Below are 16,856 nucleotides of genomic sequence, written 5' to 3' on the forward strand. Positions count from 1 at the left end.
GGCAAGCTATGTTCGCAGTCCACACGCCAAGAGTAGGTGATGCGAGACCGTAGTGCTCCCGCCCTCGGCAGGAGTTTCAATGTCTGCGGTATCGCGTCCGCCCAATCGTCTGTTGCAAGCACTTCCCTCCCCGGAGTACGCGCAACTTCATCCCCTTCTGGAAACCGTCGAGCTGACCAAGGAAACGGCGCTCGCCGACGCCGGTGCACCGGTGCAGCGGGTCTATTTCCCGCACGGCGGCGTGGTCTCGATGATGGTCAACCTGTCCGACGGGCAATCTGTCGAGATTGCAACCATCGGTCGAGACGGCGTCGTGGGTGGATCCGCCGCCCTGCATGAGCGGCCGCTGCTTGCCGACGCGATCGTCGTGGTGCCGGGCACGGCTTCGATGCTGCGGGCGGAGGATTTCCGCGAGGCCGCGAATCGCAGCGCGGATTTCCGGACCCTGGTTGCGCTCTATGAGCAGGCGCTGATGGCGCAGACACAGCAATCCGTCGCCTGCAACGTGTCGCATCCGGTGGAGGCACGGCTGTCACGGTGGCTGCTGCGCGCGCGCGATTTGTGCGGCAGCGAGGCCTTGCCGCTGACTCAGGAGATGCTGGCGCAGATGATCGGCGTCCGGCGCAATGCGGTTTCGATCGTCGCACACGGGTTTCAGCAGGCCGGCATCCTGCGTTACAGCCGCGGCCATATCGAAATCACCGATATCGACGGCCTGCGCAAGGCGGCATGTGAATGCTATGCGACGGTCAAGGCGCACGCCGAACAATTGATCGGGCCGGAAGATTGATCGGCGCGACCTGCTCCAGCGGCGGATAACAGGATGTTTGCGGCGATACGCCTATTCATATTGGAACCAAGACGTGTTTCCATTGGAACCAGGATGTGCCAGAATAAGTTGCAATGACGTCCAGCTGCACGCGTCAGCCCTGATGCCCAGAGACAAACTTTGCCGGTAGGCAGGAGGTTGCTTTGGATCCGGTTCCGCGATCACCCAACGGGTTCCTGTCCTCGCTGTCGGCGAGCGATTTTGAGCTGATCCGGCCACATCTGCGGACGATCGACCTCGCCGCCGATTCGGTCCTGATCGAGACCGACGAGATGCTCAAGCGGACATACATGCCACACAAGGGCGTGATCTCGCTGGTGGTCAAGCTGGCAAGAGGCCAGTGCGTGCAGGTCGCGATGGTCGGCCGCGACAGCATCTATGGCGCCTTTGCCCCGCTGGTCGAAGGGCCGGTCTCGAACAACGCCACGGTGCTGGTGCCCGGCCTCGCCTCGACGGTCGAACTCGAGCCGTTGCGCGCGGCGGCCGGGCAGAGCCCGACGCTTCGCGCGCGGCTGATCCGGCATGGGCTTGCCGTTTACGCCCAGATCCAGCAGACCGCCGGCTGCAACGCCGCGCACACCGTGGAGTCGCGGCTGGCGCGATGCCTGCTGCACACGCGCGATCTGTCCGGCAGCAAACAAGATCGTCCTGACGCAGGAGGCGATGGCGCAGATGATCGGCGCGCGCCGCAACAGCGTGTCGCTGGTCGCGCATACCCTGCAACAGGCCAATTTCATCCACTACAGCCGCGGACACATCGAGATCACCAACGCGGACGGACTGATCAAGACCGCGTGCGAATGCTACGCCACGGTGAAGGCGCAGTATGCGGGGCTGCTGAGTTGCCAGGAAGTCGGCGGCTGACCGTCTCTGGATTTCTTGTTTGAGCATGATCTCCGCGCAAGCGCTCCGCGTTTGTCGCGAGGGATAACCGGCTTTGCCCTTTTCGGGATCATGCCCCGAGCCGTACTTCTACGGCGTGCGATTTTCACCGTCGGATAACGCTAAATCCTCACATTTGCGTGGACGCATGGGGGAGCCGATGTTCACGTACCAGACGACCGACCGGAAGGAAGCCCGGCGCTTCCGCATGGCCCAGTTCAACGGGCGGAGCGCCACGGTCCGGTCGGCCGGCACGACCGTCACGGGACGGGTGCGCGCGATCGTCGAAAGCAGGTCGGGCGCGACCGCGGCATGGGTGGTCACGATCGTTCCGGACGAGCCGAAGACGGCCGCGCGGCTCGCGCCGCGCTTGTGCTTCGCTGCGGAAGACGATTTCTGAGAGCCGGGTTCTGACGAACCGGGTTCTAGATCGTAATGCGTTTCCACGGAAACGCATCACGATCTCATCTCTTTGTTGGAGCATGATCTTTTCGGAAAACCGGTTTCCACTTTTCCGGATCATGCTCTAGCGCGAACCGTGTTCGCCGCTCAGGCGGAGTGCAGCAAGGCCTTGCGGACGAGATCGGCGGTGTTGCGCGCGCCCAGCTTGCGCATGGCCTCGGCGCGATGGCTCTCGAACGTGCGCGGGCTGATGTTCATCCGGAGCGCGCCCTGCTTGTTGGAATAGCCGTCGCTGATCAGGCTGAGCACCTCACGCTCGCGCTTGGTCAACGGCTTGCGGCCGGCCTCCGGCGCGAACATCACCTCAGGCGATCGGGAGCCCGCCGCCTTCTCCTCGCCCGGCGGCTTGAGATCGGCGGCCGGGACGGCATTCGGATAGAGATCGGAAATCTGCTTGAGCATCGCGGACACCCGCTCGGTCTGCTCGAGCGCGTTCTCGATCACCTGCCGCAGATAGACGCCGTTGCCGGGCGCGTGCGCGAACTGCTGACTGTGCTGTTTGAGCTCGTTCATATAGAGAAGCAGCGCCGTCACCGGCCCATTGAACTGGCGCACGATTGTCGCGCCGGCATCCGCGCTCACCTGCGGGGCGACGGCGTCCTGAAGCTCAGGTGGCTGGGTCTCGAGCGTCGCGGTTCCACCCATCCATGTCGGGAGGCGCGCCTCGGCTCGATTGTCATGTTGCGTCATAAGTATGGTTTACCAAAGGTGAACTTGTGGCCGCGTTAACACGAGACTCCGTAAAACTACGGGTGACGCAACTGTGACCTCGGGCCCCGGCCTGCCAAGCAGGCGCAGATTACCGCTGATTTGGCAACGAATCTCGCTTATTTGAGTCGAATTACAGTATTCTTACGGGACGGCGGGCTGCTTCATCCCCGACGGTCCCTCAGGTGGATATTTACCGGTTCCGGCTTGCCAAGCGCGCGGCGCGTCGCGTCTTGAACGTCCCTTGAACGTCCCTTGAACCATCAAGAGCGCCGGAGGCGAAGGAATTTCTCCAGGAACCGCCCCGAAAGAACGAACCTGAGCCACCAATACGCCATTCGCCGGGTCGTCATCGATCATCCCTCTAGGCATGGGATCGGCTCGGCTTACCGCACGTTGGGCCACGTTTGTATGAGACGGTTCACACTGCCGCGCGGGCGCAGGGGTCAGGCGAATGTCAATTTACAGCCCCGGCACGCGCCGCGATGATCGCCGCCTCCCGACCAACAAAAAGGGTGCGGACAATGAAGCGAGGGCGGAACGGATCCCGGGTGATGATGGCGGCGCTCGCCGCGGTACTGTTGGTCGGCGCCGGCGCGCAGGCCCAGACCACGCCGACCACCAATGCAGCGCCGACACAAGACAACGCGATCATGGTCACGATCTTCTTCAAGCATGACCAGTCGCGCCCGCTCGGCGAACTCAATGCGCAGCTCGAGCGGCAGGGCTTCTACAAGGCGTTTCCGCCCGAAGGTGTCGAAGTCGTCAGCTGGTACGTGATGATGGGGGTCGGCCAGGTGGTGACCCTGCGGCTCCCGGCGTCGCGGCTGCGCGAGGTCAACCGCGTCATCGAGAACAGTGCCTGGGGCGCCTATCACACCGAATTCTACCCGACCTATGACTACAAGGAGGTCGGAATAGGCAATCACGAAAAGGCAAAGCAGTAGCCGATCCTGTCGGGAGCCGGGTTGAAGCGCGGGCCGCACGCCGGGCTTGCCGGTTCTGGCGCGAACCGGCTCGCGATCGGACCCGATCAACCGCCTATGCGTGCGCCCGCGTGCGCTGGCTCAACCGTTTTGCCAGAATCCGCAAATCCTGGCGGCGCCCGCTGCAAAGCAGGCGGCTGAATTCGTCGGGATCGATGGAGGCAGGCGGGAAATCGGCTGAGTTGCGTGCGACGCGGCGCAACCAGGTGAATCGGAAGAGACGCTTGAGCATCTTCATGGTTGTTAGCCCCGATGAGCGTCATTGTTAAATCGCGGTAATGAGTTTGGTTCCGCTCCTTGTGGTCTCTCGGCGCAGAATTTGGTTCAACGCGATTCAGGCGAGCAGCGCCTTGCGCCTTTGCACCCGCGCAATCGAGCGCTGCACCGCGGCCTGATCCAGCGCCCCGTCCTGCACCGCACGCGCGACCGCCGCGGCGATTCCGGCCATCTCCTGCTCCTGGTCGAACAAATTGTTGCCGATGCAGATCATGTCCATGCCGGCGGCGATCCCCTGCAGGCTGGCCGCGCTGGTGCCGAGCGCCTTCTGCAGCCCCTGCATCTGCATGTCGTCGGTGATCAGCAGTGTCTCGGGCAGGCGGCCGCGAAGCCGGCCGATCCCGGCCGGCGACAGCGTCATCGGATGCTGCGCGTCCCACTGCCGGACAATGGCGTGGCTGACCAGCACGGCATCGCCATAGGTCTGCGGCGCCAGCGTGTAGAACAATTCTTCCTGCTCGGGCCGCAGCGCGTCGGAGATATCCATGAATTCCAGATGTGAATCGACGCGCGCACCGCCGATGCCCGGAAAATGCTTCAGGCAGAGGCCAACGCCGGCCAACCGCGCCGCGGCGTCGACCAGACGCGCATTGGCCTCGACCTCGCCGAGATCGGACGAATAGGACCGCTTGATCCTGCCGATATTGGGATTGTCGGAATTGTAGTCGACGTCGATGACCGGCGCGAAATTGTAGCGGATGCCGAGCCGGCGCAGCTCGCCATAGCTCGCGGCCAGGATCGTCTGCTTTTCCGTGACCGTGAGCCGGTTGAAATCCTTGGCGCTCGGCAGCGGCTGAAAACCGAGGCCATCCTTGAGCCGGCGCACGAGACCGCCTTCCTGGTCGATGAAGACCAGCGGCTGCGACGGCAGCGCCGCGATCCCGGCGCAGAGCGACTGCACCTGCGCCGGCGAGGTGATGTTGTTGTCGTATTGCCGGGTCTGGCACGAGTAATCGAACAGGATCACCCCGCCGAGCCCGAATTGCGCGGCAAATTCCTTAAGCCAGGACGGAACGACCTTGCCGTGGAAGCCGAGGATGAAGAGTTCGCCGACGGACATGGCCGCTCGCTATCGGATGCGCATGGAATCAGCCCCGCACACGGAGTAGCACGCTGCCGCGGCGGTAAGAATATGACGCACGCCGCGTTCCCCGTGCTCGCATCCCCATGTTAAGACACGCCGGCACGCCGCGATCGCGCCTGCCACGACACAAGAATTTTTGGAAACCGCTCATGACCGCACCTTACGTCCCGCAAATGGCCCTTTACCGCGACTGGCTGAAGGAGACCCGCGGCCTGGAGTTTGCGGATTTCGAGGCGATGCGGCGCTGGTCGGTCACCGATATCGATGCCTTCTGGCAGAGCGTCTGGGATTACTTCGGTCTGCGCTCGCCGACGCCGCATTCGGCAGTGCTCGCGAAACGCAAGATGCCGGGCGCGGTGTGGTTTCCCGGCGCGTCGGTGAATTATGCGCGCCAGGTGTTCCGTCATGTCGCCCCGGCGCATGCCGCCGGCCTGCCGGCGCTGATTGCGAGCGGCGAGGACGGCAAGCTCTCGGAGACGAGCTGGCCCGAATTGCAGCGCCAGTCGGCGGCGCTGGCGCGGCATCTGAAGACCAAGGGCGTGCGCGCGGGCGACCGGGTCGCCGCCTATCTGCCGAACATCCCGGAGACCATCATCGCGTTTCTCGCCACCGCGAGCCTGGGTGCGGTCTGGAGCGTCTGCGCGCCCGACATGGCGGCGCCCGCGGTGATCGACCGCTTCAAGCAGATCGAGCCGAAGGTGCTGATCGCCTGCGACGCCGTGACCTATGCCGGCAAGCGCCATGACCGGCAGGGCGTGATCGAGGAGCTGCGCCGCGCGCTGCCGACGGTGCAGCACGTCATCCTGCACAGCGACGCCGCACCGTCAGAGACCCGACTGTCGTCGATCCTCGCGGGCCGGAGCGCCGAGATCGACGCCTTCGAGCCGGAATGGCTGCCGTTCGATCATCCGCTCTGGATCGTCTATTCCTCGGGCACCACGGGATTGCCGAAGCCGATCCTGCACAGCCATGGCGGCATCATCGTCGTGGCGCTGCCGCTCTCGACGCTGCACAACGACATCGGTTGCAGCTATCAGCCCAACTCGTTCGGCGAACGCTTCCACTGGTACTCCTCGACCGGCTGGATCATGTGGAATTGTCAGGCCAACGGCCTGCTCAACGGCACCACCTGCTGCATCTTCGACGGCAGCCCCGGCGGCACCAAGGACAAGCCGGACTGGACCACACTGTGGCGCTTCGTCGCCGACGCCAAAGCGACCTTCTTCGGCGCCGGCGCGGCGTTCTTCGCCAGCTGCACCAAGGCGGAGATCGATCTCGCTGCCGTCGGCGACCTCTCGGGCTTGCGCGCGCTCGGCTCGACCGGCTCGCCGCTCTCAGCCGATACGCAGGCCTGGTTCAACGAGCGCTTCGCCGCGCTGTCGAAGACGAACGGCAATGCCGCGCAGGCCGACATGTGGTGGGCCAATATTTCCGGCGGCACCGATTTCGCCGGCGCCTTCATCGGGGGCAATCGCGAATTGCCGCAGACGCCGGGCGTCATGCAATGCCGCCTGCTCGGCTGCGCGGTGGAGGCGTTCGACGAGCAGGGCCGCGCGGTGATCGACGAGGTCGGCGAGCTCGTCTGCGCCGAGCCGCTGCCCTCCATGCCGCTGCGGTTCTGGAACGATCCCGGCAATGCGCGCTATCTGTCGAGCTATTTCGAGACCTATCCCGACAATTTCGACGGCAGCGGCCGCGGCCCCGTCTGGCGGCACGGCGACTGGTTGAAGATCGACCCCGACGGCTCCTGCGTGATCTTCGGCCGCAGCGACGCCACCATCAACCGCCACGGATTGCGGATGGGCACCAGCGAGCTCTATTCGGCGATCGAGGCGCTGCCGGAGGTGCTGGATTCGATGGTGGTCGACCTCGAATATCTCGGCCGAGACAGCTACATGCCGCTGTTCGTGGTGCTGCGCGAGGGCGTCGCCTTCGACACCGCGATGCAGGCGAAGATCAACAAGGCGGTCGAAGCCGGCCTGTCGCGCCGCTTCCTGCCCAACGACATCTTCGTGGTGGCGGAAATTCCGCGCACGCTGTCCGGCAAGAAGCAGGAGCTGCCGGTCAAGAAGCTGCTGCTCGGCCATCCCGTCGAGAAAGTCATCAACCGCGATGCGATGGCCAATCCCGGCTGCCTCGACTGGTATCTCGACTTCGCCAGGAGCTATCTGAGCAAGCAGGCCGGCGCGGCATGAGCACTCGCGCCGGCTGCTAGCGCGGCGGCTTGCCGCGCCATGGCGGCGGCGCAAGCGCGGCGCGCAGGTGCTCCACGAATGCCTGCGTGCGTCTGGCCCGGCCGCGGCGGCCCGGGTTGAGCAGCGCGACGATGTCGGCCGGCGGCAGGCGGAAGTTCGCCAGGACGCGCACCAGCCGGCCGGCGGCGAGATCCTCGGCGACATCCCACTCCGACCTGACGATCAGCCCGTGATCCGCCAGCGCCCAGGCCTTCACGACCTCGCCGTCATTGCTCGACAGCATCGGCTCGATCCTGATGACATCGGGTTCCGACGCGGCACGTTTGCGGGAGAACCGCCAGAGCGTCACATCCTCTTCGTTCTCGCGCAGCGCGATGCACTGATGCGAGCGTAAATCCTGCGGGTTCGCCGGCATTCCCCAGCGCTTCAGATAGGCCGGCGAGGCGCACAGATAACGTTCGTTCGGGGCAAGACGCTGCAGACGCAGCGTGGAATCCTTCAACGTGCCGATGTGGATCATGACGTCCCACGCCTCTGCGGCGGCACGCCCCGGCCGATCGGACAGTTCGAGCTCGACCGACACGTCGGCGTGGCGGGATCGGAAGGCGGCGACGGCTGGCGCGATGTAGCGACGCCCGAAGCCGAGCGGCGCGAGAACCTTCAGATGCCCCGCAATGGTCCCGCGACGCGCCTGCAACGCCTCGGTCAACTCCGTCGCCTCGTCGAGCAGCGCGCCGCCACGCAGCACCAGCAGTTCGCCCTCGTCGGTCAGCGTCAGCCGCCGGGCCGAACGGCTGACCAGCTGGACACCCAGGCGCTGCTCGAGGGTCTGCAGCCGCTGCGAGACCGCCGACGGCGTCACGTCGAGTGCCCGCGCCGCGGCCGCGAGCGACCGGGCCGCAGCAATGGCCAGAAAGAAGCGGATGTCATCGCTCGAGATCATTAAGCCCAGGCTTAATATAGGAATGACATTCGGTAAATTGCACTTAGCGCAGAAACGGCTAGTCTCGCTGCATGTCATCAGCCCCCGTCCTGAACGCACCGCACCCGCTCGCCGGGATCGAGACACCCTGCCTCGTCCTCGACGAAGACCGGATGCTGCACAACATCGACCGATTGAAGACGCGGCTGTCGCAACTTGGCGTGCCGCTGCGTCCGCATCTGAAGACCGCGAAATCAATTCCGGCGGCGCGCGCCGTGATGGACGGTCCGGCCGGTCCGGCCGCGGTCTCGACCTTGCAGGAGGCCGAGGTCTTTGCCGCGGCGGGCGTGAAAGACATCCTCTATGCCGTCGGCATCGCACCGCAAAAGCTCGCGCGCGTGGCCGCGCTGCGGCGGCAAGGCGTGGACCTGTCGGTGGTGCTGGACAGTCTCGAGCAGGCCACCGCCGTCGCCGCGATGGCGCGCGCGACCAACGACCGCATCCCGGTGCTGATCGAGATCGATTGCGATGGACATCGCGCCGGCGTCGGCGCCAGCGACCCGCGGCTGGTCGAGATCGGCCGCGCGCTGCATCAAGGCGGTGCCGAATTGCGCGGCGTCATGGCGCATGCCGGGGAATCCTATTCCTGCCGCAGCGTGGCCGCGCTGGAGCAAGCGGCCGAGCAGGAGCGCGCCGGCGCGGTCGCCTGCGCCGAAGCGTTGCGTTCGGCCGGACTGCCCTGCCCCGTGGTCAGCGTCGGCTCGACGCCGACGGCGCATTTCGCGCGCCGGCTCGATGGCGTCACCGAGGTGCGTGCCGGCGTCTTCGTGATGTTCGATCTGGTGATGGCCGGGATCGGCGTCTGCGCCATCGAGGATATTGCGCTGTCGGTCCTCGCGACGGTGATCGGCCATCGCGCCGATCGCGGCTGGACCTTCATCGACGCGGGCTGGATGGCGCTGTCGCGCGATCGCGGCACCGCGAAGCAGCCGGTCGATCAGGGCTACGGCATCGTCTGCGACATCGATGGACGGCCCTATGGCGACCTGATCGTGTCCGAAACCAATCAGGAGCACGGCATCATTGCGCTGCGTCCCGGCAGCGCAGCACCACAGGCGACGCTGCCGGTCGGCACGAAGGTGCGGATCCTGCCGAACCACGCCTGCGCCACCGGCGCCCAGCACGACCGCTATCATGTGGTCTCAGCCGGCTCCGAGACGGTCAGGCAATGGGAGCGGTTTCGCGGATGGTAGCAAGCGGAGCGCAGCCCATGAGGCGAGCCTATGACGTCGTTCTGTTCGATCTGTTGACCGCGCTGCTCGACAGCTGGACGCTCTGGAACAAGGTCGCGCGCTCCGATGAAGCCGGGCTTCGCTGGCGCGCCGAATATCTCAAGATCACCTATGCCACCGGACGCTACCAGCCCTATGAGGATCTGGTGGCTGAGGCCGCGCGCAATGTCGGGCTGCCGTCCGAACGGGCCGCGGAGCTTGGCGAACGCTATGCGGAGCTCGAGCCTTGGCCCGAGGCTCGCGATGTGCTGCGAGCACTGCACGAATCCGGCGTCGCGCTCGGCGTCGTGACGAATTGCTCGGAACGGCTCGGCCGCATCGCAGCCGACCGCCTTGAAGTTCCTCTCACGGTGTTCGTGACGGCCGAGCGCGCGGGCTACTACAAGCCGCAGCCGCAACCCTATCAGCTCGCGCTCGACGAACTGCCGGTCCCCGCCGATCGATGCCTGTTCGTCGCGGGATCGGCCTATGATTTGTTCGGCACGGCGCGTGTGCACTTGCCGACTTGGTGGCATAATCGGGCCGCAATGAACCTGCCGGAAGGGGCGCCCGCCCCGATCATGGTTCGCGACACCCTTGCGACCTTGCCTGATTTCGTGCTCGGTCGCGACATGCCCGGCCAACGCGCCCCCTGAGGACTGAACTGAGATGCCGTCACCCAGTTACATCGACCCGCTCAACGGAAAGCTCTACCCGCTGGATGTGCCGCGCTGGTGCTCCGACGAGGGCAAGCCGCTGCTCGTCACGCCGCTGGCCGGCATCTCCCGCGACGAGATCGAGCGCGGCACGCGGTCGCTGTGGCGCTACCGCGCGGCGCTGCCGGTCGAGATCAGGCAGCCGATCACGATGGGCGAAGGCTGCACGCCCGCGGTCGAGAAGGCGTGGGACGACCTGCGGCCGCACTTCAAGCTCGAATGGTTCAATCCGACCGCGAGCTTCAAGGATCGCGGCACCACGGTGATGCTGTCGTTCCTGCGCCAGCTCGGCATCGACGCCGTGCTGGAGGACAGTTCCGGCAATGGCGGCGCGTCGGTCTCGGCCTATGGCGCGGCGGGCGGCATGCGGGTCAGGATTTTGGCACCGGCCACGACGTCGCCGATGAAGGTGGCGCAAATGCACGCCTTCGGCGCCGAGGTGCAGCTGGTCGAAGGCCCACGCGAGGAATCCGAGGCCGAAGCGATCCGTCAGTCACCGCAGATCTTCTACTCCAGCCACAACTGGCAGCCGTTCTTCCTGCAAGGCACCAAGTCGCTCGCTTACGAGATCTGGGAAGACTTCGGCTTCACCGCGCCAGACAATGTCATCATGCCGGTCGGCGCCGGCAGCAGCCTGCTCGGCTGCTATATCGGCTTCAAGGAGCTGCTCGCGGCCGGGCAGATCGCGCGGCTGCCGCGCCTGTTCGCGGCGCAGCCGCTCAACTGCTCGCCGGTCGACGCGAGCTTTGCCGCCGGCGTCGACACGCCGGTCGATCGCGCCGTCCGCAAGACCATCGCCGAGGGGACCGCGATCAAGCATCCGCTGCGGCTGAAGCAGATGATCGCGGCGCTGAAGGAGAGCGGCGGCGGCACGGTCGCGATTCCCGAGGACGGCATCGTCGCCGCGTTGAAGCGGCTGGCGCTGACCGGCCTGTTCGTCGAGCCGACCTCGGCTTCCGCCGCCGCCGCACTCGACGTCTTGAAGGCGCGCGGTGCAATCCGGCCGGCGGAGCGCACCGTCGTCATCATCAGCGGCACCGGCATCAAGGCGGCTGGACTGATCACGGAGCTGCTGGGCAAGGGCTGACGGGACCGCATCAGGCGCGCGGGTTCACGACATCCTCGACCGCGAATGCGAGCGGCTGGGCGCCCGCAAGGAACGCGTCCAGCTCCGCTTCATTGGGAGCCGGATCGAGCCCGCGCGCTGCGAGCCACGCCGGATCGTAGTAGGTCTGGCGGTAGCGCTCGCCGGAATCGCAGATCAACGTGACCAGCGATCCGCTTACGCCCGCGTCGCGCATCTCCGACGCCAGGCGGCACAGTGCGAGGAAATTGGTGCCGGTCGAGCCGCCGACCGGCCGCCGCAGCCGGCGCGACAGCACGTTCATCGCCGCGATCGACGCGGCATCCGGGATCTTCATCATGCGGTCGACCACGCCGGGCACGAACGACGGCTCGCAGCGCGGACGGCCGACGCCCTCGATCAGCGACGGCCGCTCGCAGACATGGGAACGGTCCTGGGTGCGGAAGCAGTCGAAGAACGCGGAATGCTCGACATCGGCGACGCACAGCCGAGTCGGAAACTGGCGATAGCGCAGATAGCGCCCGATGGTCGCCGAGGTGCCGCCGGTGCCGGCGCCCATCACGATCCATTCCGGCATCGGGCGCTGCTCGCCCTTGAGCTGGGTGAAGATCGATTCGGCGATGTTGTTGTTGCCGCGCCAATCGGTGGCGCGCTCGGCGAAGGTGAACTGGTCCATGTAATGGCCGCCGAGACGCGCGGCCAGCGCGGCGGCCTCGGCATAGAGCGCGCGGCCGTCGTCGATCAGATGGCAATTGCCGCCATAGTGCTCGATCGCGGCGATCTTCTCGGCCGACGTGGTCCGCGGCATCACCGCATAGAACGGCACACCGATCATCTGCGCGAAATACGCCTCGGAAACCGCGGTCGAGCCCGACGACGCCTCGACCACGGCGGTACCTTCGCGGATGTGTCCGTTGCACAGCGCATAAAGGAACAGCGACCGCGCCAGGCGATGCTTCAGACTGCCGGTCGGATGCGTCGATTCGTCCTTCAGATAGATATCGATGCCGGACAGCGCCGGCACGATCAGCCGCATCAGATGCGTATCCGCGGTCCGGCACTGATCCGCCTCGATCGCGGAGACGGCGTCATCGACCCAGCCGCGCCGATAGCGCGGCCCGGCTGGAGGATTCTGGCGCGACGACATGTGCTCGTTCGACATCGCGACATCTAACCATAGTTCACCTCGAACGGCGAGACGAACACGAGGATCACTCGACCCCCGTCAGGCTAGCCCGCCTTGCGCAGTCGCAGGGATTCGTAGAACGCTGTCTCGAAGTTGATGTACCCGACGAACGATGTCGGGTCGCCGAACGGGAGGATCTGCGTCGCCCAGTATCCGCCAAAACCGTTCTGCCGGTCGATCCAGTAGAACAAATTGGCAAGACCGGCCCAGCCGAGCGCGCCGGCAGGACGGCCGGTCGGCGCCTGCTCGTCATTGATCATGAAGCTCAGCGCCCAGGATTTCGACTGGCCGGGGAAGAATTCGGCGTCGTTGGCCAGAGACGTGATCACGCCGGTGATCGCGGTGACCTTGTTGTTGCCGAGATGGTTCTTCTCGGCCATCCGCACGGTCTCGGCCTTGAGGACGCGTCCGTGCTCGCCGGCGCCGTCATTCAGCCACATGCGGATGAAGCGCATGTAGTCGCCGATCGTCCCGTAGAGCCCGTGGCCGCCCATGTGGATCTCCGGATTGGCCGGCAGCTCGAAATCCATCGGCGTCAGCGAGCCGTCGGCGTTGCGGGCGTGGATCCCCGCGAGCTTGCGGCGCATCGCGTCGGTGAGCTCGAACGTCGTGTCCCGAATGCCGAGCGGTTCGAAGATCCGCGCCTTGAAGACTTCCCCGAGCCGCTTTCCGGTGATCGCCTCGACGATCTGGCCGCACCAGTCCATGTTGGTGCCGTACTCCCACCGCTCGCCCGGATCGAACAGCAGCGGGGTCATCAGCGCCGCCTTGGACGCCGTGATGACGCTCGGCTGCCCCTTCTCCTGCGCGAGCCGGTTGTAGGTGTGGTTGATGAAGTCGTAGCTCAGGCCCGCGCTATGCACCATCAGCATGCGGGTCGTGATGTCGCGCTTCGGTGCGCGCAACACCGGCTCGCCCTTGTCGTCAAAGCCCTCGATCACCTGGAGCTTGCCGATGTCGGGCGCGTAGTTTTTGGCAGGTGCGTCGAGATCGAGTTTGCCCTCCTCGACGAGTTGCAGAACGGCGGTGCCGGTGATCGCCTTGGTGGTCGAGAAGATGGCGAACACGCTGTCGGCCGTCATGTCGGCCGGCTGGTCGAGCCGGCGCTTGCCGGCGGCGCCTTCATAGATGTTGCGATGCCGGTCGGTGACCATCGCAACGACGCCGGGGACGCGCGGGTTTGAGGTCACGACGCCGTCGAGAATCGCATCTGCCGCCGCACTGAAGTTCGTGCTCATTGTCTTCCTCCAATATTCTTGTGATGTTGACCTGCGTAGCCCGGATGGAGCGAAGCGAAATCCGGGGTTGGTGCAGCCGATGTCACTGGTCCCGGATTACGCTTCGCTCCATCCGGGCTACGAAGTCCAATTGCGATCCGGTTACTGCATCGCAAATCCGCGATAGCCGCTCGCGGCGACCTCGTCGCATTTCTGGCGGTAGGTGCCGACACCGCCGCAATAGGACAGCACCCGGCGCGGCTTGCCCTCGACATTCGAGCCGAGGTACCAGGAGTTGGTCTTCGCGATCAGCGTTGCGTTGGCGGTCTCATCGTGATGCGCCACCCACTGATCCTCGACGTCCCTGGACGGCTCGATGACGTTCAGGTTGTTGCCGCGCATGTACCTGATGCAATCGTCGATCCACTCGACCTGCTGCTGCAGGCAGGTGGTCATGTTGCAGAGCGCGGCCGAAGGCGCGAGCGGCACGGCCGTCGTGAACAGGTTCGGGTAGCCGTGAACCTGCAGGCCCATGGTGGTGTGGATATCCCGGCCCCAGTCCTCCTTCAGCGAACGCCCGTCGCGGCCGCGGATGTCGATCCGCGTCAATGCGCCGGTACCCGCGTCGAACCCGGTCGCCAGGATGATGACGTCGAATTCGTGCAGCGTACCGTCGGCGGTCTGGATGCCTTCGGGCGTGATGTGGGCAATCGGATTGTTCTTGACGCCGACGATCTCGACATTGGGCCGATGGAAGGCCTCGAGGAAATTGCTTTCCAGCGGCACCCGATGGGTGCCGAAGCCGTAATCGGACGGAATTAGCTGTTCGCACAGCTTCGGGTCCTTGATCCGCTCGCGCATCTTCTCGCGCACGAATTCGGTGATCTCGGCGTTGACGGCTTCGTCGAAGAACAGCTCGGCGAAGGACGACACCCACAATTTGAGGGATCCGTGGTTCCAGCAATCCTCGATCACCTGGCGGCGCTGTGACGGCGACAGATCGGCCCAGGCGTGCTCGAAGTCGAACTCGAAGCCGGTGAAGGTCCTCGGCAGCCGCTCGGTCAGGAATTTGAACTTCGACTTGTAGGCCTCGGCATCCGAGGCATCCCATTTCGGGTTCTTCATCGGGATGATGTATTGCGGGGTGCGGATGAAGACCTTGAGATGGCCGACCTCGCCGGCGATCGACTGGATCACCTGGATTCCGGTGGCGCCGTTGCCGACCACGCCGACGCGCTTGCCGGCGAGCTCGATCGGCCCTTTCGGCCAGCGTGCGGTATGGAACAGCTTGCCCTTGAACGTCTCCTGCCCCGGGAAGGACACGTGCGGCGCCGACAGCATGCCGCAGCAGGTGACCAGGAACTGGGTGTCGATCACATCGCCCTGGTCGGTCGTCACCAGCCAGCGTTGCGTCGCCTCGTCGAAATGGGCGCTCTTCACCGTGGTGCCGAACTGAATGTCCTTCTTGAGATCGAGGTGGTCGGCCACGTAATTCAGCCAGCGCTCGATTTCCGGCTGCCCCGGAAACCGTTCGCTCCAGCTCCAGCCTTTGTAGAGCTCCTCGGAGAACAAATACTGATAGGTGTGGCCTTCGGAATCGAAGCGCGCGCCGGGGTAGCGGTTCCAGTACCAGGTGCCGCCGACGCTTGACCCTGCGTCAATAGCCCTGACGTTCAAGCCCTGCTCGCGCAGACGGAACAATTGATAGAGGCCGGCGACCCCGGCGCCGATCACCACGGCGTCGAATTTGGATGTCGCGTGCGTGCCGTTGCCGCCATTGGACCTGGTTGCGGTCGCGGTCATGATTTCCTCCTGTGTGTGATCTCTCGCACGCCCTTTCCCACCCGCGGTGTCGCCGGATGACGGTGCGTTGCGCCAAATTGGGCCCAGGCGGCATGGACGGGGCTGCCGGAACACCCAGGAGGCTATGGCTCCTGGGGCGTCCGGGGCTTGGATGAAACCGACAATCTCTGGAACGCGGCACGACCGCCGGTCGGCCATTGGTCTCCTTGGCAAACGGCGAGAGCGGCCTATTCTGCGCTCAGCCGTCCGGCCAAAAGACAAGAAGAAGCGGTCAACCGCCTGTGGATTCCAGGGAGGAGGCTCGCGCGATGGGCCAGTTGATCACGGTCGAGGAACTGCCGCGCTACGCTCCCGGCGAGTTGAAGCTGGACAGTTTGCCGGTCGGCCGCAACGATTTCCGGCTGCGGATCTTCCGCTATGCGCCGTCAGACATCTGGGTCCCGCCATCGGAGAACTTCCTCCTCGTGCTCTATCGCGACGGCGTGACGTCGATGAACCGCCGTGTCGGCAGCGCGTGGAAGCAGGATCACGTCGGTCGCGGCGTCACGTCGCTTCTGACGCGCGCAGAGCCGTCAAGCTGGCGCTGGAAGAACGACATCGAGGTCACCCATTTTTACATCTCTCCTGCCCTGATGACGAAGACCGCGAGCGATGCCTTCGACCGCGACGCCGAGTCGGTCGAGCTTCACGACCTGCTGAGGGTCGAAGACCCGATGCTGACCTGGATCAATGACCAGATGGTTCAGGAGGTCGCTGCAGGCGGCCCGGGCGGACGCCTCTGCTACGACGCGCTGGCATTGCAGGCGAGCGTGCACATCCTGCGCAAATACGCCGCGATCGAATTCAGGATGCCCTGCGCGCAAGGACGCTTTCGCCCGGCGCATGCGCGCCTGATCGAGGACTATGTCGAGCAGAACATCTTCCGCAACATCACGCTGGAGGAGCTGGCGAACATCTGCAACTGCACGCCGGTGCAGTTCGCCCGCAAGTTCCGCGTCCACTACGGCATGCGGCCGCATACCTACGTCCTGCGGCGCAAGGTCGAGCACGCATGCCGGCATCTGCGCAGGGATCGCGTGGCGCTGAAGGAGATCGCGCTGCTAGCAGGCTTCGCCGACCAGAGCCATCTCAACCGCGTCTTCCGGCAGCACATGAACGTCACGCCGGCGGAGTACCGCCGGCAGGTCTGCGAGACGAAGCTCGAGGCGTGAGCTTGGCCGTGCGCAGCTAGCGAT

The 16,856-nt window shown here is 65.2% G+C and carries 15 protein-coding genes and 1 pseudogene; 9 read left to right on the forward strand and 7 right to left on the reverse strand.

Translation table 11 applies throughout. The annotated features are described in order from the left end of the window. Positions 1-79: 79 nt before the first annotated feature. From ACVILL_RS11480 to ACVILL_RS11490, 3 genes and pseudogenes are all read left to right on the forward strand, one after another. Positions 80-790, forward strand: a complete 711-nt coding sequence (locus ACVILL_RS11480) for a Crp/Fnr family transcriptional regulator (protein WP_456729140.1) — start codon at positions 80-82, stop codon at positions 788-790. 182 nt (positions 791-972) lie between these two features. Continuing rightward, positions 973-1,693: pseudogene (locus tag ACVILL_RS11485) on the forward strand (Crp/Fnr family transcriptional regulator). Between the two features lie 178 nt (positions 1,694-1,871). Further along, on the forward strand, positions 1,872-2,111 hold the full coding sequence (locus tag ACVILL_RS11490) for a hypothetical protein (protein ID WP_456729141.1): 240 nt from the start codon (positions 1,872-1,874) through the stop codon (positions 2,109-2,111). Between the two features lie 149 nt (positions 2,112-2,260). On the opposite strand, the gene ACVILL_RS11495 is transcribed toward ACVILL_RS11490, so the two are convergent. Continuing rightward, positions 2,261-2,818: a helix-turn-helix domain-containing protein gene (locus tag ACVILL_RS11495; RefSeq protein WP_456729142.1), complete on the reverse strand. Its 558-nt coding sequence runs from the start codon at positions 2,816-2,818 to the stop codon at positions 2,261-2,263. Positions 2,819-3,435: 617 nt separating this feature from the next. Between ACVILL_RS11495 and ACVILL_RS11500 the strand changes: the two genes are divergently transcribed. After that, on the forward strand, positions 3,436-3,828 hold the full coding sequence (locus ACVILL_RS11500; protein ID WP_456729143.1) for a hypothetical protein: 393 nt from the start codon (positions 3,436-3,438) through the stop codon (positions 3,826-3,828). 94 nt (positions 3,829-3,922) lie between these two features. Here ACVILL_RS11500 and ACVILL_RS11505 read toward each other — a convergent pair whose 3' ends face one another. Further along, positions 3,923-4,105: a hypothetical protein gene (locus ACVILL_RS11505; protein ID WP_456729144.1), complete on the reverse strand. Its 183-nt coding sequence runs from the start codon at positions 4,103-4,105 to the stop codon at positions 3,923-3,925. 96 nt (positions 4,106-4,201) lie between these two features. Next, entirely contained in the window at positions 4,202-5,203 is a 1,002-nt protein-coding gene (locus tag ACVILL_RS11510) for a glycoside hydrolase family 3 N-terminal domain-containing protein (RefSeq protein WP_456729145.1), read from the reverse strand. Between the two features lie 107 nt (positions 5,204-5,310). Here ACVILL_RS11510 and ACVILL_RS11515 point away from each other — a divergent pair, with 107 nt between their 5' ends. Next, a complete protein-coding gene (locus ACVILL_RS11515) occupies positions 5,311-7,422 on the forward strand; it encodes an acetoacetate--CoA ligase (protein WP_456729146.1) in 2,112 nt (703 codons plus the stop codon). 16 nt (positions 7,423-7,438) lie between these two features. On the opposite strand, the gene ACVILL_RS11520 is transcribed toward ACVILL_RS11515, so the two are convergent. Beyond that, a complete protein-coding gene (locus ACVILL_RS11520) occupies positions 7,439-8,365 on the reverse strand; it encodes a LysR family transcriptional regulator (RefSeq protein WP_456729147.1) in 927 nt (308 codons plus the stop codon). A 71-nt stretch (positions 8,366-8,436) separates the two neighbouring features. On the opposite strand from ACVILL_RS11520, the gene ACVILL_RS11525 reads away from it, so the two are divergent. Genes ACVILL_RS11525 through ACVILL_RS11535 form a run of 3 tightly spaced genes read left to right on the forward strand, consistent with a single transcriptional unit; the run spans position 8,437 to position 11,418 of the window. After that, positions 8,437-9,597, forward strand: a complete 1,161-nt coding sequence (locus tag ACVILL_RS11525) for a DSD1 family PLP-dependent enzyme (protein ID WP_456729148.1) — start codon at positions 8,437-8,439, stop codon at positions 9,595-9,597. 17 nt (positions 9,598-9,614) lie between these two features. Next, entirely contained in the window at positions 9,615-10,271 is a 657-nt protein-coding gene (locus tag ACVILL_RS11530) for an HAD-IA family hydrolase (protein ID WP_456729149.1), read from the forward strand. A gap of 13 nt (positions 10,272-10,284) precedes the next feature. Continuing rightward, positions 10,285-11,418 (forward strand): threonine synthase, encoded by a 1,134-nt coding sequence (locus ACVILL_RS11535; RefSeq protein ID WP_456729150.1) that lies wholly within the window; start codon positions 10,285-10,287, stop codon positions 11,416-11,418. Positions 11,419-11,428: 10 nt separating this feature from the next. Here the strand turns inward: ACVILL_RS11535 and ACVILL_RS11540 are convergent, their stop codons facing one another. The 3 genes from ACVILL_RS11540 to ACVILL_RS11550 all read right to left on the reverse strand — a co-directional run bounded on the left by ACVILL_RS11540 (position 11,429) and on the right by ACVILL_RS11550 (position 15,621). Beyond that, positions 11,429-12,577 (reverse strand): PLP-dependent cysteine synthase family protein, encoded by a 1,149-nt coding sequence (locus ACVILL_RS11540; RefSeq protein WP_456729151.1) that lies wholly within the window; start codon positions 12,575-12,577, stop codon positions 11,429-11,431. 68 nt (positions 12,578-12,645) lie between these two features. After that, positions 12,646-13,839 carry a serine hydrolase domain-containing protein gene (locus ACVILL_RS11545; RefSeq protein WP_456729152.1) on the reverse strand — a complete coding sequence of 398 codons (1,194 nt, stop codon included), beginning with the start codon at positions 13,837-13,839 and terminating at the stop codon, positions 12,646-12,648. Positions 13,840-13,980: 141 nt separating this feature from the next. Then, the gene (locus tag ACVILL_RS11550; protein WP_456729153.1) at positions 13,981-15,621 is read right to left on the reverse strand and encodes a flavin-containing monooxygenase; all 1,641 of its coding nucleotides are present in this window, start codon (positions 15,619-15,621) and stop codon (positions 13,981-13,983) included. A 308-nt stretch (positions 15,622-15,929) separates the two neighbouring features. Here ACVILL_RS11550 and ACVILL_RS11555 point away from each other — a divergent pair, with 308 nt between their 5' ends. Next, the gene (locus ACVILL_RS11555) at positions 15,930-16,832 is read left to right on the forward strand and encodes a helix-turn-helix transcriptional regulator (RefSeq protein WP_456729154.1); all 903 of its coding nucleotides are present in this window, start codon (positions 15,930-15,932) and stop codon (positions 16,830-16,832) included. The last annotated feature ends 24 nt before the right edge of the window (positions 16,833-16,856 follow it).

Source organism: Bradyrhizobium sp. USDA 3364 (assembly GCF_054056355.1).